General features: G+C 64.9%; 14 protein-coding genes and 1 tRNA gene. 7 read left to right on the top strand and 8 right to left on the bottom strand.

Features of this window, described 5'->3' with window-relative positions; all coding sequences use genetic code 11:
• Positions 1-10 precede the first annotated feature (10 nt).
• Positions 11-778 (bottom strand): enoyl-CoA hydratase/isomerase family protein, encoded by a 768-nt coding sequence (locus ASD45_RS04005; protein ID WP_056912576.1) that lies wholly within the window; start codon positions 776-778, stop codon positions 11-13.
• A 78-nt stretch (positions 779-856) separates the two neighbouring features.
• Here ASD45_RS04005 and ASD45_RS04000 point away from each other — a divergent pair, with 78 nt between their 5' ends.
• Positions 857-1,939 carry a LacI family DNA-binding transcriptional regulator gene (locus tag ASD45_RS04000; RefSeq protein WP_056910304.1) on the top strand — a complete coding sequence of 361 codons (1,083 nt, stop codon included), beginning with the start codon at positions 857-859 and terminating at the stop codon, positions 1,937-1,939.
• A 35-nt stretch (positions 1,940-1,974) separates the two neighbouring features.
• On the opposite strand, the gene ASD45_RS03995 is transcribed toward ASD45_RS04000, so the two are convergent.
• Together ASD45_RS03995 and ASD45_RS03990 are read right to left on the bottom strand one after the other, a co-directional pair.
• Positions 1,975-2,745 carry a 3-ketoacyl-ACP reductase gene (locus ASD45_RS03995; RefSeq protein WP_056910303.1) on the bottom strand — a complete coding sequence of 257 codons (771 nt, stop codon included), beginning with the start codon at positions 2,743-2,745 and terminating at the stop codon, positions 1,975-1,977.
• Positions 2,742-3,893, bottom strand: a complete 1,152-nt coding sequence (locus ASD45_RS03990) for an acyl-CoA dehydrogenase family protein (RefSeq protein ID WP_056910302.1) — start codon at positions 3,891-3,893, stop codon at positions 2,742-2,744. The genes ASD45_RS03995 and ASD45_RS03990 overlap by 4 nt, the downstream gene beginning before the upstream one ends.
• A 245-nt stretch (positions 3,894-4,138) precedes the next feature.
• Here ASD45_RS03990 and ASD45_RS03985 point away from each other — a divergent pair, with 245 nt between their 5' ends.
• Genes ASD45_RS03985 through ASD45_RS03960 form a run of 6 tightly spaced genes read left to right on the top strand, consistent with a single transcriptional unit; the run spans position 4,139 to position 11,001 of the window.
• Complete coding sequence (locus ASD45_RS03985; protein WP_056910301.1) at positions 4,139-5,149, top strand: ABC transporter permease; 1,011 nt, start codon at positions 4,139-4,141, stop codon at positions 5,147-5,149.
• Entirely contained in the window at positions 5,146-6,021 is an 876-nt protein-coding gene (locus tag ASD45_RS03980; RefSeq protein ID WP_056910300.1) for an ABC transporter permease, read from the top strand. The genes ASD45_RS03985 and ASD45_RS03980 overlap by 4 nt, the downstream gene beginning before the upstream one ends.
• A gap of 3 nt (positions 6,022-6,024) precedes the next feature.
• Positions 6,025-8,127 (top strand): ABC transporter ATP-binding protein, encoded by a 2,103-nt coding sequence (locus ASD45_RS03975; protein ID WP_056910299.1) that lies wholly within the window; start codon positions 6,025-6,027, stop codon positions 8,125-8,127.
• A gap of 15 nt (positions 8,128-8,142) precedes the next feature.
• Complete coding sequence (locus ASD45_RS03970) at positions 8,143-9,747, top strand: CoA-transferase (RefSeq protein WP_056910298.1); 1,605 nt, start codon at positions 8,143-8,145, stop codon at positions 9,745-9,747.
• Positions 9,744-10,571, top strand: a complete 828-nt coding sequence (locus ASD45_RS03965; protein ID WP_056910297.1) for a shikimate dehydrogenase — start codon at positions 9,744-9,746, stop codon at positions 10,569-10,571. Before ASD45_RS03970 ends, ASD45_RS03965 begins: the two co-directional genes overlap by 4 nt.
• Positions 10,564-11,001: a MaoC family dehydratase gene (locus ASD45_RS03960; protein ID WP_056910296.1), complete on the top strand. Its 438-nt coding sequence runs from the start codon at positions 10,564-10,566 to the stop codon at positions 10,999-11,001. The genes ASD45_RS03965 and ASD45_RS03960 overlap by 8 nt, the downstream gene beginning before the upstream one ends.
• A 60-nt stretch (positions 11,002-11,061) precedes the next feature.
• Here the strand turns inward: ASD45_RS03960 and ASD45_RS03955 are convergent.
• The 5 genes from ASD45_RS03955 to ASD45_RS03935 form a co-directional block, all read right to left on the bottom strand.
• A tRNA-Lys gene (locus ASD45_RS03955) sits at positions 11,062-11,137 on the bottom strand.
• 222 nt (positions 11,138-11,359) lie between these two features.
• Positions 11,360-11,917, bottom strand: a complete 558-nt coding sequence (locus ASD45_RS03950; protein WP_082540631.1) for a Spy/CpxP family protein refolding chaperone — start codon at positions 11,915-11,917, stop codon at positions 11,360-11,362.
• A 174-nt stretch (positions 11,918-12,091) separates the two neighbouring features.
• Positions 12,092-13,417, bottom strand: a complete 1,326-nt coding sequence (locus tag ASD45_RS03945; RefSeq protein WP_056910295.1) for a TRAP transporter large permease subunit — start codon at positions 13,415-13,417, stop codon at positions 12,092-12,094.
• 1 nt (position 13,418) lies between these two features.
• Positions 13,419-14,018: a TRAP transporter small permease gene (locus ASD45_RS03940; RefSeq protein ID WP_056910294.1), complete on the bottom strand. Its 600-nt coding sequence runs from the start codon at positions 14,016-14,018 to the stop codon at positions 13,419-13,421.
• A 153-nt stretch (positions 14,019-14,171) separates the two neighbouring features.
• Positions 14,172-15,173 (bottom strand): TRAP transporter substrate-binding protein, encoded by a 1,002-nt coding sequence (locus ASD45_RS03935; protein ID WP_056910293.1) that lies wholly within the window; start codon positions 15,171-15,173, stop codon positions 14,172-14,174.
• Positions 15,174-15,202: the final 29 nt, after the last annotated feature.

The raw sequence follows: 15,202 nt of genomic DNA, 5'->3' as shown, positions 1-15,202 counted from the left end.
TACGTGGCAGCTAGCGCTTGAACTCGGCGCTGCGCCCCTCGCGGAAGGCGTTGATGCCTTCGAGATGATCGCCAGCCGAGAAGCACAGCGTATTCATCTCGTTTTCGTAGCGCAGGCCCGCCTCCAGGGTCGACGACAGCGCCATGCGCACTGCCGCCTTCACCGACTGCGACGCCACCGGGCTGTAACCGGCGATCTTCGCGCACAACGCCCGCGCTTCGCTTTCCAGGTTGGCGTCATCGACCAGAAACTCGACAAGGCCGAGCCGGTAGGCTTCCTCGCCGTCGATCGGCTCGCCGGTCAGCAACAGCCGCATCGCCTGCCCGTAGCCGATAATGCGCGGCAGCATCTGCGAGGCGCCGCCGCCGCCGACCCAGCCGCGCGTTACTTCAGGAAAACCGAGCTTCATGCTGCGGCCAGCGACCCGGATATCGGCCGCCATCGCCATCTCGGCGCCGCCGCCCAGCACCCAGCCCTTGAGCGCGGCGATCACCGGCTTCTTGATGTTGCGGATCGCGCTCTCGTAGATGACCCGGTTGCGAAAGGCCCAGGCGCTCGGGTATTCGGCTAGGGAGTTGAGGTCGCTGCCCGAGGAAAACGCGCGTTCACCGGCGCCCTTGACCAGAACGACGCTGACCGCGTCGTCGGCATCGACGGCGGCGCAAATAGCCTGCAGTTCCGCGGCCATCTTCGGCGTCATGGCGTTGTGCTTTTGCGGACGATTGAGCATTATCTCGCCGACGAAATTGGCGACGGTAAATGTGACTTCCTCTGTCATGACGACCTCCGGCATCTTGCGAATTCATAGGACCCGCGACGGATACTTCATCCGGCGCGGCGCGAATCGTGAGTAGCGATGGCATCGGGACCTAAACCAACCGGCCGTACGCGCAGCCGCCTGACCTTGCGCGATCTCGCCGAGCACGCCGGCGTGTCGCCGGCGACGGTGTCGCTGGTGCTGCGCAAGAGCCCGCTGGTCGCCGAAAAGACGCGTGAGCGCGTCGTCGAGTCGATGCGCACACTCGGCTATGTGTATAACCGCGGCGCCGCCAGCCTGCGCACGCAGCGCACCCACACCGTCGGCGTCGCCATCAACGAACTCGCCAACCCCTATTTCGCCGAGCTGACCGCCGCCATCGAGCGCGCGCTCAACCGCATGGGCTATTCGGTATTCCTCAGCAATTCGGCTGAGGACACGGCGCGGCAGGATCAGTTCATCGACACGATGCGCGAATACAACGCCGACGGCATCATCATCTGCCCCGCCGCCGGCACCACCGCCAAGGCGCTGCACCGGCTGAACAAGATCGACATGCCCTGCGTGCAGATTTCGCGCTATGTGCGCGACGCCAAGCTCGACTTCGCCGGCAACGACCACCGGCGCGGCATGGTTCTGACAACGGAGCATCTCATCTCGCTCGGCCACCGCCGCATCGCCATGGTCGGCGGCCTCGACCTGATCTCCACCGGCTGGGAGCGCCGCGCCGGTTACGCCGAGGCGCTCGCCGCCCACGGCATCGCTCTCGACGAAAAACTGATCATCCACACGACGCCGACGCGCGAGAACGGCGCCGAGGCGATCAAGGCGCTGCTCAAACTGCCGAACCCGCCGACAGCGGCGGCCTGTTTCAACGATGTCGTCGCCTTCGGCGTGATGCTGGGCCTGCGTCAATTGGGAATCGAGCCGGGGCGGGATTTTGCCGTCACCGGCTGCGACGACATCCGGGAGGCGGCGCTGTGGAGCCCGGCGCTGACCACGGTGGCCATCGATACCACGGCGATGGGCGAACTCGCCGCGCAGATGCTGCTCGACCGTATCGCAGATCACAAGGCGCCGCGCCGTGAAACCGTGCTCGAACCCACACTGGTGGTGCGCGCGTCCAGCGGACAGCCGATCAACGACCGCGCCCGGCCGGCGCGGCGCTCTGCGGGCAAGTGAGGCTGAGCCGCCATTGGCCGGCACGCCGCGCGCTCCTACAATCGGTGGATATGCAAACCGCCATCCACATGGATGGCGTCGCCTGAACTGTAATGCAGGCTGCCCGACGCCAGCGTGACTGCGGCCTTGCCGATGTCGGCGGGCTCGCCCCAGCGCTTTGCCGGCACCACGCCTTCGCCGATGAGGCGGTCGTATTTCTCGCGCACCACCGCTGTCATATCGGTGCGGATGATGCCGGGGCGGATTTCAAAGACGCCGATCCCCGCCTCCGCCAAGCGCACGGCATAGAGCTTGGTCATCATCGAAATGGCCGTCTTGGACAGGCAGTAGTCGGCGCGATCCGGCGCGACCAAAGTGGCATTGGCCGAAGAAATGTTGATGATCGAGCGCGGATGCGGGCCGGCGGCGGCCGCAACCATGCGGCGGGCGACGTTCTGCGTCAGAAAGAACGGCCCGCGCAGATTGATGCCCATGACGGCGTCGTAGCTGTCCGGCGTCAGATTGAGCATGTCGCCCCGCTCCCGCGACGTGATGCCTGCATTGTTGAACAGACATTCGATGCTGCCGAAAGCACCCCAGGCCGCATCGATCAGCCGCGGGTGGCCGGAGAGATCGGCAATATCGCCCTCGATAAACGCCGCGCCGGCGCCGCGCTGGCGCAGCCCCGCCAAGGTCTCTTCGGCCGCTTCGTCGCGGACGATGTCGTTGATCGCGACGTCGTAACCCGCTTCGGCGAAGGCATAGGCGACGCCGCGGCCAATGCCGCGCCGGCCGCCGGTGATAAAGACGCGCGGCCGCTCGCTCATGCCAGCAACTGCCGCGCGATCAGCATGCGCTGGATCTGGTTGGTGCCTTCGTAGATCTGGGTGATCTTGGCGTCGCGGTACAACCGTTCGACTTCCATGCCGCGGATATAGCCCATGCCGCCGTGCACCTGCACGGCATTGGCAGCGTGCGTTACCGCAGCGTCAGCGGCAAAGCATTTGGCCATCGAGCATTCCGTCGTGGCGCGCTCGCCGCTGTCGAGCGCGGCAGCGGCATGCAAGGTCATCAGCCGCGCCGCGTGCAGATCCTTCGCCATATCGGCCAGCATCCATTGCACCGCCTGGAATTCGCTGATGGCCTGGCCGAACTGCCGCCGCTCCTTGGCGTACGCGACCGAAGCATCGAGCGCGCCCTGCAGGATGCCGACGGCGAGCGCGGAGATGCCGACACGGCCCTTGTCGAGCACGCTCATCATCATGTGAAAGCCGCGGTTGAGCGGACCGAGCAAGGCGCTCTTCGGCAGTTCGATATCGTCGAAATGCAGCGCGCCGACCTGCGAGGCGCGTTGGCCCATTTTGTGTTCCTGCCGCCCGATGCGGTAGCCTTTGCGATCGCGCTCGACGATGAAGATGCTCATGCCGCGCTTGCCGAGTTCCGGCGCGGTGCGCGCCAGCACCACGGCGAAGTCTGCGACCGGCGCGTTGTGTATCCACAGCTTGCCGCCATTGAGCCGCCAGCCATCCGCGGTTTCGACCGCGGTGGTCTTGATGCCGGATACATCCGAACCCGCCTCGGCCTCGGTGATGGCGTAGGCGCAGCGGCGCTCGGCGGCGAGCAGCGGCTTCAGGAACGTGCGCTGCTGCTCGGGCGTGCCGTAGGTTGACAGCAAAGTGCCCACCAATTCGACGAGGCCGCACTGATCGGCGACGGAGGCATACCCGCGCGACAATTCTTCCATCACATGCGCGTAGGCGACGACGTCGGCGCCGGCGCCGCCCAGCTCGTCCGACACAGTGATGCCGAACATGCCCAGCCGCGCCATTTTGGCGTAGAGTTCGGCGGGGAACCGCTCGGTTTCGTCCAGCTCGGCGACGATCGGCCTGATCTCGCGGTCGGCAAATTGACGCGCGGTGTCGCGCATCATCTGGTGGCGATCGGCTGCGTCGCTTTCGATTTCTGCTATACTCATGATGTGGCGGCCTGCTGGCCCGGTTTGGCTTCCGTCCCATCCACGCATCGCACCATGTCGTGCGGCGGGGCTGTTGTGATTGACGGATATCCTAAGCGGGATTTGACAAGCCGTCACCAAAAATTTAGAACGATCTAAAAGGCGTAAAACAAGCCTTTTATGGGAGGGAGCACTGACCGTCCAAAGACGCGTACAGGACCCGTGTTCGGCGTCATCCGCCAACCGAATTGGCGGATCGTAACGTCATGCCGCGGTATATCGTTTCCCGGCTCGGCCTTGCGGTGGTGATGGCGCTGCTCGCCACACTCGTCATCTTCCTCATTGCCAACACCGTCCCCGGCGATCCGGCGCTGGCGCAACTCGGCGATCTCGCCGCGTCCAATCCGGACTTCCTCAAAGCGTTCCGCGCCAAATGGGCGCTCGATGAGCCGCTGTGGACGCGATATTTCATCTTCCTCAAGGAACTGGCGCACGGCGACCTCGGTATGTCGATCGCGTCGCAGCGCCCGGTGCTCGACGACATCAAGAATTACGCGCCGGCGACCATCGAGCTCGCCACCGTCGGCTTCCTGCTATCGGCCGTGATCGGCGTGCCGCTCGGTGTCATCGCCGCGGTGCGCCGCGATTCCTGGGTCGACCACGTCGCCCGCTTCGTCTCGCTTATCGGCGTGTCGTCGCCGACGTTCTGGCTTGCCTTCATTATGTTGGCGATCTTCTACGGCGAACTGCAGATCGCGCCGGGGCCCGGGCGTCTCGATCCGATCGCATTCGCGCCGCCCAACGTCACTGGACTGTTTCTGATCGACAGTATTTTCGCCGGTGACTGGAACACGTTCCGCGACGCGCTGGCGCATCTCGTGCTGCCCTCGATCGTGCTCGCGGCGGCAACGCTCGGCCTGATCACGCGCACGACGCGCGCCAGCGTCCTCGAATGCATGCACCAGGATTACGTCCGCGTCGCCCGCGCCAAGGGCTTGAGCGAGCGCAAGATCGTGATGCGTCACATTCTGCCCAATGCGCTGATCCCGGTGGTGACGCTCGGCGGCCTCGCCTATGCCAACCTTCTGACCGGCGCGGTGATGACCGAGACGATCTTCTCCTGGCCCGGGCTTGGTCGCTACACGTTCCGCAGTGCCGCAGCGCTCGACTTCCCGGCGATCATGGGTATCACGCTGGTCGTCGCCGTCACCTATCTGATCATCAATCTGCTGATTGACATCAGCTACGCCCTGCTCGACCCGCGGGTGATCCGATGAGCGTGACCGCGCAAGCCGGCGTCATCGCCGTCGACAAGCCGAAATCGCTGTGGCGGCGCAACTTCCGGCGCTACGGACTGCCGGGGATCGGCGCCGCAATCATCGTGCTCTGGGTGCTGGTGGCGATCTTCGCGCCGCTGCTGACGCCCTACACCCCCGAACTCGTCGATGTCACCAAGCGTCTGCAGCCGCCGTCGCAGTTGCACTGGCTCGGCACCGACATGCTGGGCCGCGACGTGCTGACCCGTCTGATCTTCGGCGCGCGCATCTCGCTGTTCACCGGCATCGTCGTGGTCCTTGTCGCGGCTGTGTTCGGCACGCTGGTTGGCGGCATCGCCGCCTATGCGCGCGGCAAGACCGAGGAAGTGGTGATGCGCATCACCGACCTCGTGCTGTGCTTCCCGCCGATCATCCTGGCGCTGGCGATCGCCGCCGCGCTCGGCATCGGCGCCACGAATACCATCATCGCCATGCTGGTGGTGTGGTGGCCGAAATTCGCCCGCCTCGCGCGCAGCATGATCATCGTGCAGCGCTCGCAGGAATATGTCGAAGCCGCGGTGGTGGTCGGCTACAGCCCGGCGCGCATTCTCCTGCGCCACATCATTCCGAACTCGGTCGGTCCGCTGATCGTGCTGGTCACGCTCGACGTCGGCAATGCCATCATTACGTTCGCCGGGCTGTCTTTCCTTGGCCTCGGCGTCGTCCCGCCGACCCCCGAATGGGGCTCCATGGTGTCAGAGGGCCGCGAACTGATCGAGCAGTGGTGGGTCGCCACCTTCCCCGGCCTTGCCATCCTGTCGATCGTGCTCGGCTTCAACTTCATGGGCGACGGCGTGCGCGACTGGCTCGATCCGAAGTCGCGGCGCTGGTGAGGCATGGCGATGCAGGACCTCACCAAAATCGCGCCCACCGATACGACGACGCCGCAGGACGCCGCCAGCATTCTCGACGTCAGCAACCTGCGCACCTATTTCTACACCGATGAAGGCGTCGTACGCGCCGTCGATGGCATCAATTACTCGGTCGCGCCCGGCGAGACCCTCGGTATCGTCGGCGAATCCGGCTCGGGCAAGACCGTCGCTGCGCTGTCGCTGATGCGCCTGATCGAGGATCCGGCCCGCATCGTCAGCGGCGAGATCAAATTCGACGGCCGCGACATCGTGACGATGTCGCTCGAGGAATTGCGCAAGGTCCGTGGCGCCGGCATCGCCATGGTCTTCCAGGACCCGATGACATCGCTCAATCCGGTTCTCAAGATCGCGCGCCAGCTCGTCGAGACCATGGTGGTGCACGGCCGCCTGACCGAAGAGCAGGCGCTCGACCGCGCCATCAAACTGCTCGGCCGCATGGGCATCACCGCGCCGGAGCGCGCCGTCGACAGCTATCCGCACCAGTTCTCGGGCGGCATGCGCCAGCGCGTCATGCTGGCCATGGGCTTCTCCAACGAGCCGCAGCTGCTGATCGCCGACGAACCGACCACCGCCCTCGACGTCACCATCCAAGCCCAGATCCTCGAACTGATCGTCGAGCTCAATCGCGACTTCAAGACCGCGATCGTCCTGATCAGTCACAATCTCGGCGTCATCGCCAGCGTCTGCTCGCGCGTCGTCGTGATGTATGCCGGCGAGGTCGTCGAGGAAGGCCCGACCGACAAGATCCTGGCCGACCCGCGCCATCCCTACACCTGGGCCCTGATCAACGCGGTGCCGCGCATCGACCGCCATGTGCCAGGGCAAAGACGTCTCGTCACCATCGAGGGCGCTCCGCCCGATCCGCTCAATCTGCCGGCGGGATGCCGTTTCGCGGCGCGCTGCCCGTTCCGCATCGAGAAATGCGAGCAGCATCCTGAGCTTCTGGAGATCAGTCCCGGACGCAAGTCGCGATGCTGGGTCACCCAGGCCGGACAGGACCTGCCTCCTCCGGAAACCAGCCGCGACGCGCCGGCCGAAGCCAAGGCGCGCACCGGAGGCCATCACGGCGAGACCGTGATCAAGCGCGGCGAACGCCTCCTGGAACTGCGCAACGTCGTCAAGCACTTCCCGCTGCCGAAGACCACCCTGTTCGGCAAGCAGAAGTGGGTGCATGCCATCAACGGCGTCAGCCTCGATGTCGCGCAGGGCGAGACGGTCGGACTCGTCGGCGAATCCGGCTGCGGGAAATCGACGCTGGCGCGCGTCGTGGCGCGCATCCATGAGCCGACGTCGGGTTCGGTGATGTTCCACGGCCAGGACATCGCCCGCGCCTCGCAGGCGCAGATCCGGCCGCTGCGCCGGCGCATGCAGATGGTGTTTCAGGACCCTTATGCCTCGCTCAACCCGCGCATGACCGTGGGCGACATTCTCGGCGAGCCGCTGCGCTTTCACGAGATCACGCAGAGCGAGAAGGAGACGCGGGAGCGCATCGCCGAATTGCTCGATGTCGTTGGCCTGACGCCGAAGGCCGCGACTCGCTATCCGCACGAGTTCTCCGGTGGCCAGCGCCAGCGCATTTCCATTGCCCGCGCGCTGTCGGTGCGGCCCGACTTCATCATCGCCGACGAGCCGATCTCGGCGCTCGACGTCAACATCCAGGCGCAGATCATCAACCTGCTGATCGACCTGCAGGAACGCTTCGGCCTCACCTACCTGTTCATCGCCCACGATCTCGCCGTGGTGCGGCACATATCGGATCGCGTCGTCGTGCTTTACCTCGGCAGCGTCATGGAAATCGCGCCGGCCGATACGCTGTTCGCCGAGCCGCTGCATCCCTACACGCGCTATCTGATTTCCGCCGTTCCCATTCCCGACGCGACCATCGAGGCGGCGCGCCAGCGCCTGCCGCTGCAGGGCGAACCGCCGAGCACGGTCGATCCGCCGTCCGGTTGCCCGTTCCGCACCCGCTGCCCGATCGCTCAGGCGATCTGCGCGCAGGTAATGCCCCCGGTCGCCGAGGTTCGGCCCAGCCATTTCGTGGCCTGTCACTTCCCGGGCCAGTTCTGAAGGAGGAGACTATCCGTGCAACGCGTTACGGCTGACGAGGCGGTCCGGATCGTGCGGTCCGGCGACACGGTTCTGTTCGGCGGTTCGGGCGGCGGCCACGCTGTGCCGGAGGCGTTGATGGCGGCGCTCGAGAAGCGCTTCCTTGCCGAAGGTGCCCCGGCCAACATCACCGCGGTGCATCCGGTCGGTCTCGGCAACGGCAAGGGCCTCGGCGCCGGGCATCTGGCTCACGAGGGCCTCCTCAAGCGTGTCGTGTCCGGCACCTTCGTCAACTCGCCGAAAATCTCCGACCTGGCGCTCGCCGACAAGATCGAGGGTTACACCCTGCCGCAGGGGGCGCTGTCGCAGTTGATGCGCGAGATCGCCGCCGGCCGCGCCGGGCTCCTGACCAAGACCGGCCTGCACACCTTCGTCGATCCGCGGCAGAGCGGCGGCCGGCAGAGCCGGAGCGCCAGGGAGGATCTGGTCGAGCTCGTCAATTTTCGCGGCGAGGACTATTTGTTCTTCAAGCCGTTCCACTTCGACGTCTGCTTCCTGCGCGGCACCACCGCCGACGAGGACGGCAACGTCACCATGGAAGAAGAAGCCGTGTTCGGCGAGATGCTGTCCGAGGCGCAGGCAACGCGGCGCTGCGGCGGCGTCGTCATCGTCCAGGTCAAGCGCATGGCGCGCGCCGGCACGCTGCCGGCCAAGCAGGTCAAGATCCCCGGCATCCTGGTCGATCTCGTCGTCGTCGAGCCGCAGCAGAGCCAGACTTACGACACCTATTACAGCCCGTCTTATGCCGGCGAACTGAAGATCCCGCTGTCCGATATCCCGGTGCTGCCGCTCGACGCCCGCAAGATCATCGCCCGGCGCGCGGCGCTCGAACTGTTCCCCGACGCGATCTGCAATCTCGGCTCCGGTATCTCGACCGGCATCGCCAATATCGCGGCGGAAGAAGACGTCCTCGACAATATATGCCTCACCAACGAACAGGGGCTGATCGGTGGCGCGCCCGCCTCCGGCAACGAAGCCGGCGCCGCGCGCAACTATGCGGCGCTGGTCGACCAGCCCTACCAGTTCGATTTCTACGACGGTGGCGGCCTCGATCTCGCCTTCCTGTCCTTTGCCGAATTCGATGAGGCCGGCAACGTCAATGTCAGCCGCTTCGGCGGCCGCATCGTCGGCCCGGGCGGCTTCATCAACATCAGCCAGAATGCCAAGACCGCGGTGTTCAGCGGCACTTTCACCGCCGGCAAGAGCGCCTTCGCCTGGCCTGGCGGCAGGATGAAGATCGACCAGGACGGCGACGGCCAGAAGGTCGTCAAGCAGGTCGAGCAAATCACCTTCAGCGGCCAATATGCGCGCAGCCGCGGCCAGCGCGTGCTCTACATCACCGAGCGCGCGGTTTTCCAGCTTGGCGAGGCCGGCGTCGAGTTGATCGAGATCGCGCCGGGCGTCGATCTCGAGCGTGACATCGTCGCGCGCATGGGCTTCAAGCCGACGATATCGCCGCAGCTCACCACCATGGACGCGCGGCTGTTCCAGCCCGGGCGGCTGCGCCTGTCCGACGATCTCATCAAACGGCAGCGGCCGCAGCGCTCGCCGCGTCTCGACATGCCGAAGGCCGCCGAATGACCGACCCGCAATCCAAGGCGCCCTTCGTCAACGGCGCCACCCGCCTGTTCCCGATCCTCGGCGATCCCATCGCGCAGGTGAAATCGCCGGCCGGCATCAGCGGCGAATTCCACGCCCTCGGTCACAACGCGCTGTGCGTTCCCATGCACGTGCGCCCGGCCGACTTCGACACTGTGGTGCGCGGCCTGAAAGCCACCGTGAACTGCGATGGCTTCATCCTGACGGTGCCGCACAAACTGCGGGCGCTGCCGCATGTCGAGAAGCCCTCGCCGCGCGCCAGCCGCGTCGGCGCTGTCAACATCGTGCGCCGCGAGAGCGGCAATGTCTGGGCGGGCGACATGCTCGACGGCGTCGGCTTCGTCGGCGCCGCGCGCAAGGCCGGCTTCGAGCCGAAAGGCAAGCGCGCGCTGGTGTTCGGCGCCGGCGGCGCCGGCAGCGCCATCATCGATGCGCTGGCCGAAGCCGGCGCGGTCGCCATCACCATCGTCGATCTCGACACGGTTAAGGCCAATGACGTCGCCAGCCGTCTCGGCAAGGCGCACAGCCACTGCCAATTCACGGTCGGCGCCGCCGTCGCGGAAGGCCATGATCTCATTGCCAATGCCAGCCCGACGGGCATGGCGCCCGACACCAGCATGCCGGCGCAGTTCGGCAAGCTCGACCCGAACATCGTGGTGGCCGATGTCGTCACCGCGCCGGAGATCACGCCGCTGCTGGCGCATGCCAAGGCCTGCGGCTGCCGCATCTCGACCGGCGTGCAGATGTATCAGGCCCAGGCGGCGATGATCGCCGGCTATCTCATCCCGGAGAAAGCCCGTGTTTGAGTGTCACCTCAAGGTCGGCGAGACCGCGGAATTCTCCAAGACCGTCACCGAAACCGACCTCGCGATGTTCTCCGCGATCAGCGGCGACTTCGACCCCATCCACGTCAACGACGACTATGCCCGACGATCGCCGTTCGGCAAACGCATCGCCCACGGTGGTCTGGTGCTCGGCCTGCTGTCGTCCTGCGCCTCGATGATGTCGAAGCGCTCGGCCGAACGCGGCGCCAAGGCGGTGTCGGTATCGCTGGGCTACGACAAGATCCGCTTCATCGCGCCAGTGTTCATCGGCGACACGCTGACGGCGCGCTACACGGTCGAGGAGATCGACGCAAACGCAGCGCGCAGCCGCTCGAAGGTCGAAGTCACCAAATCGACCGGCGAACTCTGCCTCGCCGGCGTCCATGTCATGAAGTGGGTCGTGGAAAGCTGACCGGGACCGCGGCGCCGGCCTCTCGCGGCCTTCCGGCCATTGGTCTCAATCCGGAGTGAATGGTGGGCGCTGTAGGGATCGAACCTACGACCCGCTGATTAAGAGTCAGCTGCTCTACCAACTGAGCTAAGCGCCCGGATTGCCGACGGCCAGCAGGCTCCATCAGCAAGGCGGCCCGTGTAGCAAAGCGATCCCGCCGTGGCAAGCGTCAAAGGGCCGGAAAAGCCGACTTTGCCCCTGATCTAACTTCTTATTTTTCAAGCAAAAACCGCCGGGGGGTGACCCCGGCGGTTCTTGGGACGAGACGGGCTTCCGGGAGAAAGCCAGGCCTCGCCCACTTGGCGGAATTAGCCTGCTTTTACTGCGGCTGCGGTGCGTCGCTGCCCGGGCCCATCGGGCCCTGGCCGCCACGGGGGCCGTGGTGGCGCATGTGACGCGGACCGTCGCCATGATGGCGACCGCGCCAGCCGTGGTGCTGCTCACCGCCCAGACGCGCCAGCATCATGAAGCGATGCTTCTGGCCTTCGTCGAGGCTCTTGTAGAGCGGCGCGGCGGCATCGGCGAGTTTCTTGAGCGCCGTACCGCGCTGCGTCATGGCGTCGGCTCGCGCGCTCATGCGCTCAATCGGATCGGCCGGCTTGTCAGCCGAGGCGCGCGCCGCAAAGCGCTCGGAGCGCTGCTTGGCCATATCGCGCATCGCCGTTTCAACTGCCGGCCAGTTCTTCTCCTGGTCAGGCGTCAGTTTCAGGCCGGCCTTCAGCGCGGCGATGCGGGCATCGCCGAACGCCGCCATGTCCTGCGCGGTCGGGCGCCAGCGCTCGGCGCCTTTGGGACCGTCGGGCGCCTTCTGCGCGTAAGCCAGCGAACCACCGGCAATCGCGAGTGCAGTCGCGCCGGCAAGAATAGTCTTCAACATAAGCCACCTCCATGGTGAACAGCTTCGAGTGATAGCCATTCAACGGAGGCCAGTAGAGAAACCCTGCGGCGCCTTATCAAGTTAATGATTGGACAGACATTAAATGATCGCAATGTGCATGAACCGGCGTTCATGCACGAACATACGGCCATACCGGTGCGACAATTTATCCGCCTACAACATGCCGAGCATTCGCGGCAGCCACAGCGATAATTCGGGAACGTAAGTCACGATGATGAGGAAAATCAGCATCGTCATCAGCCACGGCCATGTCGCAATCGTTAATTCGGTAATGCCCATTTTGGCGATACCGGACGCGACATAGAGATTGAGCCCGACCGGCGGATGGCAAAGACCGACCTCCATGTTCACCGTCATCAGAATGCCGAGATGCACCGGATGGATGCCGAGGCTCGCGGCGATGGGAAACAGGATCGGCGCGGTGATGAGCACGATCGATGACGGCTCCATCACGTTGCCGGCGACCAGCAGGATGACGTTGACGATCATCAGGAACTCGACCCAGCCGATCCCGCTGCTCTTGAGCCAGGCCGTCATGGTCTGAGGAATCTGTTCGCTGGTCATCAGGAACGAGAACAGCACCGCATTGGTGATGATATAGAGGATCATCGCGCTCATATTGGCCGACGAGAGCAGAACCTTCGGCACATCGCGCAGGCTCATGTCGCGGTAGACAAAGACGGCGATGACGAAGGCATACACCGCACTCACCGCCGCCGCCTCGGTCGGCGTGAAGAGGCCGGCATAAATGCCGCCGAGCACGATGACGATCAGCAGCAGGCCCCACACCGACTCGCGGAACGCTTTGAGGCGCGCGCGCCAGTCGGCGCGCGGCAAGCGCGGATAATCGTTCTTCCAGGCGCGGTAGAATGTCGTGATGCCGAGCAGGAAGGCGAGCATCAGCCCGGGAATCACGCCGGCCATGAACAACTGGCCGACGGACGCCGACAGCACCCGCTTGCCTTCCGGATCGAGCGCGACGCTGCCGCCGGTCGAGACCGCGTAAAGCACCATGACGATCGACGGCGGAATGAGGATGCCGAGCGCGCCGGAGGTGGCGATGACGCCGGCGCCGAAGCGCTTCGGATAGCCGGCCTGCACCATGGCCGGAATGAGGATCGAGCCAATGGCGACGACGGTTGCCGGCGACGAGCCGGAAATCGCCGCGAACAGCGCGCAGGCAACGACGGCCGCGAGGCCGAGGCCGCCATACCAGTGACCGACAATCGACGCCGCGAAATTGATCATGCGCTGCGCCACGCCGCCATGGGTAAGGAAATTGCCGGCGAGGATGAAGAACGGGATCGCCATGATCTCGAAGCTCTCGATGCCGGTGAACAGCTTGAGCGCCACCGACTCGATCGGCACCGTGGTCATCACGAACAGGAACGACATCACGGTGAGACCGAGGGCGATCGAGATCGGCATGCCCGTGAGCATCAGCACGATCAGCAGGCCGAAGATGATGGCGGTGTTCATCTCAGGCCCTCGGCGCGTTGTCGGCGAGCTCTTCGGCGCGAAGATCCCTTGCGGCCGACGGGCTCTCGACCACGCCTTCGACGTGACCGGGGTCATGATGCGGCAGTTCGCCGGTGTGCCAGAACGTCCATGCCACCTGCAGGAAGCGGAAGCACATCAGGTAGGAACCGAGCGGGACCGCGAGGAAGATGATCCAGCGCGGCATCTCCATGTCCGGCGACACCTGCCCGGTCGGATAGAGTTCATAGACAAAGCGCGCGCCCATGGTGCCGACCAGGGCGGTGAACAGCGCGCCGGCCATCAGACCGAACAGGATGATGCGCTTGCGGCCCGCCGGCTTGAGCATGTTGACCGCGACATCGACGCCGACATGGATGCCGGTACGCACGCCGTAGGCGGCGCCGAACTTCGCCATCCACACGAACATGTAGATGCACAGTTCCTGCGCCCAGGTCAGATTGATGCCGAAGACATAAGGATAGAGCCAGGGAACGCCCACGGCGTAGCGATGCACGACGGCGATGAAGATGATGATGGTCGCCGCCGCGATCAGCGTCGCGATCAGGATTTCCTCGAGCCGGTCAAGGATGCGAAGGAACATCGGCGCCTCGTGCACTGACGGGGGATCGCCTCGTCGTCACGACGAGCACATCGGAACTGGATTGGAGGGATAAGCCGACGGCGCCCCTTTCGCCATCCGCTCGCTGAGCCGAATGGACGGAGCCGCGGGCGATGCCGCGGCTCCGGTTTCCAATCAGCTCTGGCCGCCGACGGTCTTGACGACTTCGTCGATCAGCTCCTTGCCGACGCGCTTGCCCATTTCCTCGTAGAGCGGCGCCATGGTCTTGCGCATCTCGGCGTTCTCGGCGGCGGTCGGCGTCACGATCGTGGTCTTGCCGGTCTTGATGATCTCGGCCTTGGCCTCGTCGTTTTCCTTGGCCGACTGGCTATTGGCGAACTGGGTTGATTCCGCCATGGCCTTTTCGAGCTGCGGGCGGACGTCGGCCGGCAGGCCGTCCCAGAACTTCTTGTTCACGACCACGACGTAGCCGATATAGCCATGGTTTGTTTCAGTGATGAACTTCTGCACTTCGTGCATTTTCTGCGTGTAGATGTTCGACCAGGTGTTCTCCTGGCCATCCACCACGCCGGTCTGCAGCGCCTGATAGACTTCCGAGAAAGCCATAACCTGCGGAACCGCGCCGAGCATGCGGAACTGCGCCTCGAGCACCTTGGATGACTGAATGCGGAATTTGAGGCCCTTGTAATCGGCCGGCGTCTTGAGCGGCTTGTTGGCGCTCATCTGCTTGAAGCCGTTGTCCCAATAAGCCAGGCCGACCATGCCCTTGGCATCCATCAGCTTGAGCATGCGCTTGCCGATCGGGCCTTCGGTCACCTTGCGCAGCGCGTCGAGGTTGGGGAGCAGGAACGGCAGATCGAACACCTCGAAGTCCTTGATGCCGATCGGGCCGAACTTCGAATTCGACGGCGCCAGCATCTGCACGGCGCCGAGCTGCAGGGCCTCGAGCTCTTCCTTGTCCTTGTACAAGGTCGAGTTCGGATAGACTTCGACCTTGACCTTGCCGGCGGTGTACTTCTCGGCGAGCTCCTTGAACTTCTCGGCGCCTTTGCCCTTCGGCGTATCGGGGGCGACGACGTGGCTGAATTTGATGACGATGGGGTCAGCTGCAGCAGCGGGAGCAGCAGAGGCAGCAACAACAGCAGCCGCAGCGGCTGCGACGATCCACAAGCGCATCGACGTTCCCTCCGTTATTTATAAGCCTT

The sequence above is a fragment of the Pseudolabrys sp. Root1462 genome, assembly GCF_001426945.1.
GTDB lineage: Bacteria > Pseudomonadota > Alphaproteobacteria > Rhizobiales > Xanthobacteraceae > Pseudolabrys.
The sequence above is the reverse complement of the archived record's forward strand: the minus strand, read 5'-3'. Positions and strand labels throughout refer to the sequence as shown.

What these genes read in the sequence shown, in the direction of transcription:
- ASD45_RS04005 (WP_056912576.1), bottom strand. Translation starts at nt 778, where the DNA reads ATGACAGAGGAAGTCACATTTACCGTCGCCAATTTCGTCGGCGAGATA.
- ASD45_RS04000 (WP_056910304.1), top strand. Translation starts at nt 857, where the DNA reads ATGGCATCGGGACCTAAACCAACCGGCCGTACGCGCAGCCGCCTGACC.
- ASD45_RS03995 (WP_056910303.1), bottom strand. Translation starts at nt 2,745, where the DNA reads ATGAGCGAGCGGCCGCGCGTCTTTATCACCGGCGGCCGGCGCGGCATT.
- ASD45_RS03990 (WP_056910302.1), bottom strand. Translation starts at nt 3,893, where the DNA reads ATGAGTATAGCAGAAATCGAAAGCGACGCAGCCGATCGCCACCAGATG.
- ASD45_RS03985 (WP_056910301.1), top strand. Translation starts at nt 4,139, where the DNA reads ATGCCGCGGTATATCGTTTCCCGGCTCGGCCTTGCGGTGGTGATGGCG.
- ASD45_RS03980 (WP_056910300.1), top strand. Translation starts at nt 5,146, where the DNA reads ATGAGCGTGACCGCGCAAGCCGGCGTCATCGCCGTCGACAAGCCGAAA.
- ASD45_RS03975 (WP_056910299.1), top strand. Translation starts at nt 6,025, where the DNA reads ATGGCGATGCAGGACCTCACCAAAATCGCGCCCACCGATACGACGACG.
- ASD45_RS03965 (WP_056910297.1), top strand. Translation starts at nt 9,744, where the DNA reads ATGACCGACCCGCAATCCAAGGCGCCCTTCGTCAACGGCGCCACCCGC.
- ASD45_RS03950 (WP_082540631.1), bottom strand. Translation starts at nt 11,917, where the DNA reads ATGTTGAAGACTATTCTTGCCGGCGCGACTGCACTCGCGATTGCCGGT.
- ASD45_RS03945 (WP_056910295.1), bottom strand. Translation starts at nt 13,417, where the DNA reads ATGAACACCGCCATCATCTTCGGCCTGCTGATCGTGCTGATGCTCACG.
- ASD45_RS03940 (WP_056910294.1), bottom strand. Translation starts at nt 14,018, where the DNA reads ATGTTCCTTCGCATCCTTGACCGGCTCGAGGAAATCCTGATCGCGACG.
- ASD45_RS03935 (WP_056910293.1), bottom strand. Translation starts at nt 15,173, where the DNA reads ATGCGCTTGTGGATCGTCGCAGCCGCTGCGGCTGCTGTTGTTGCTGCC.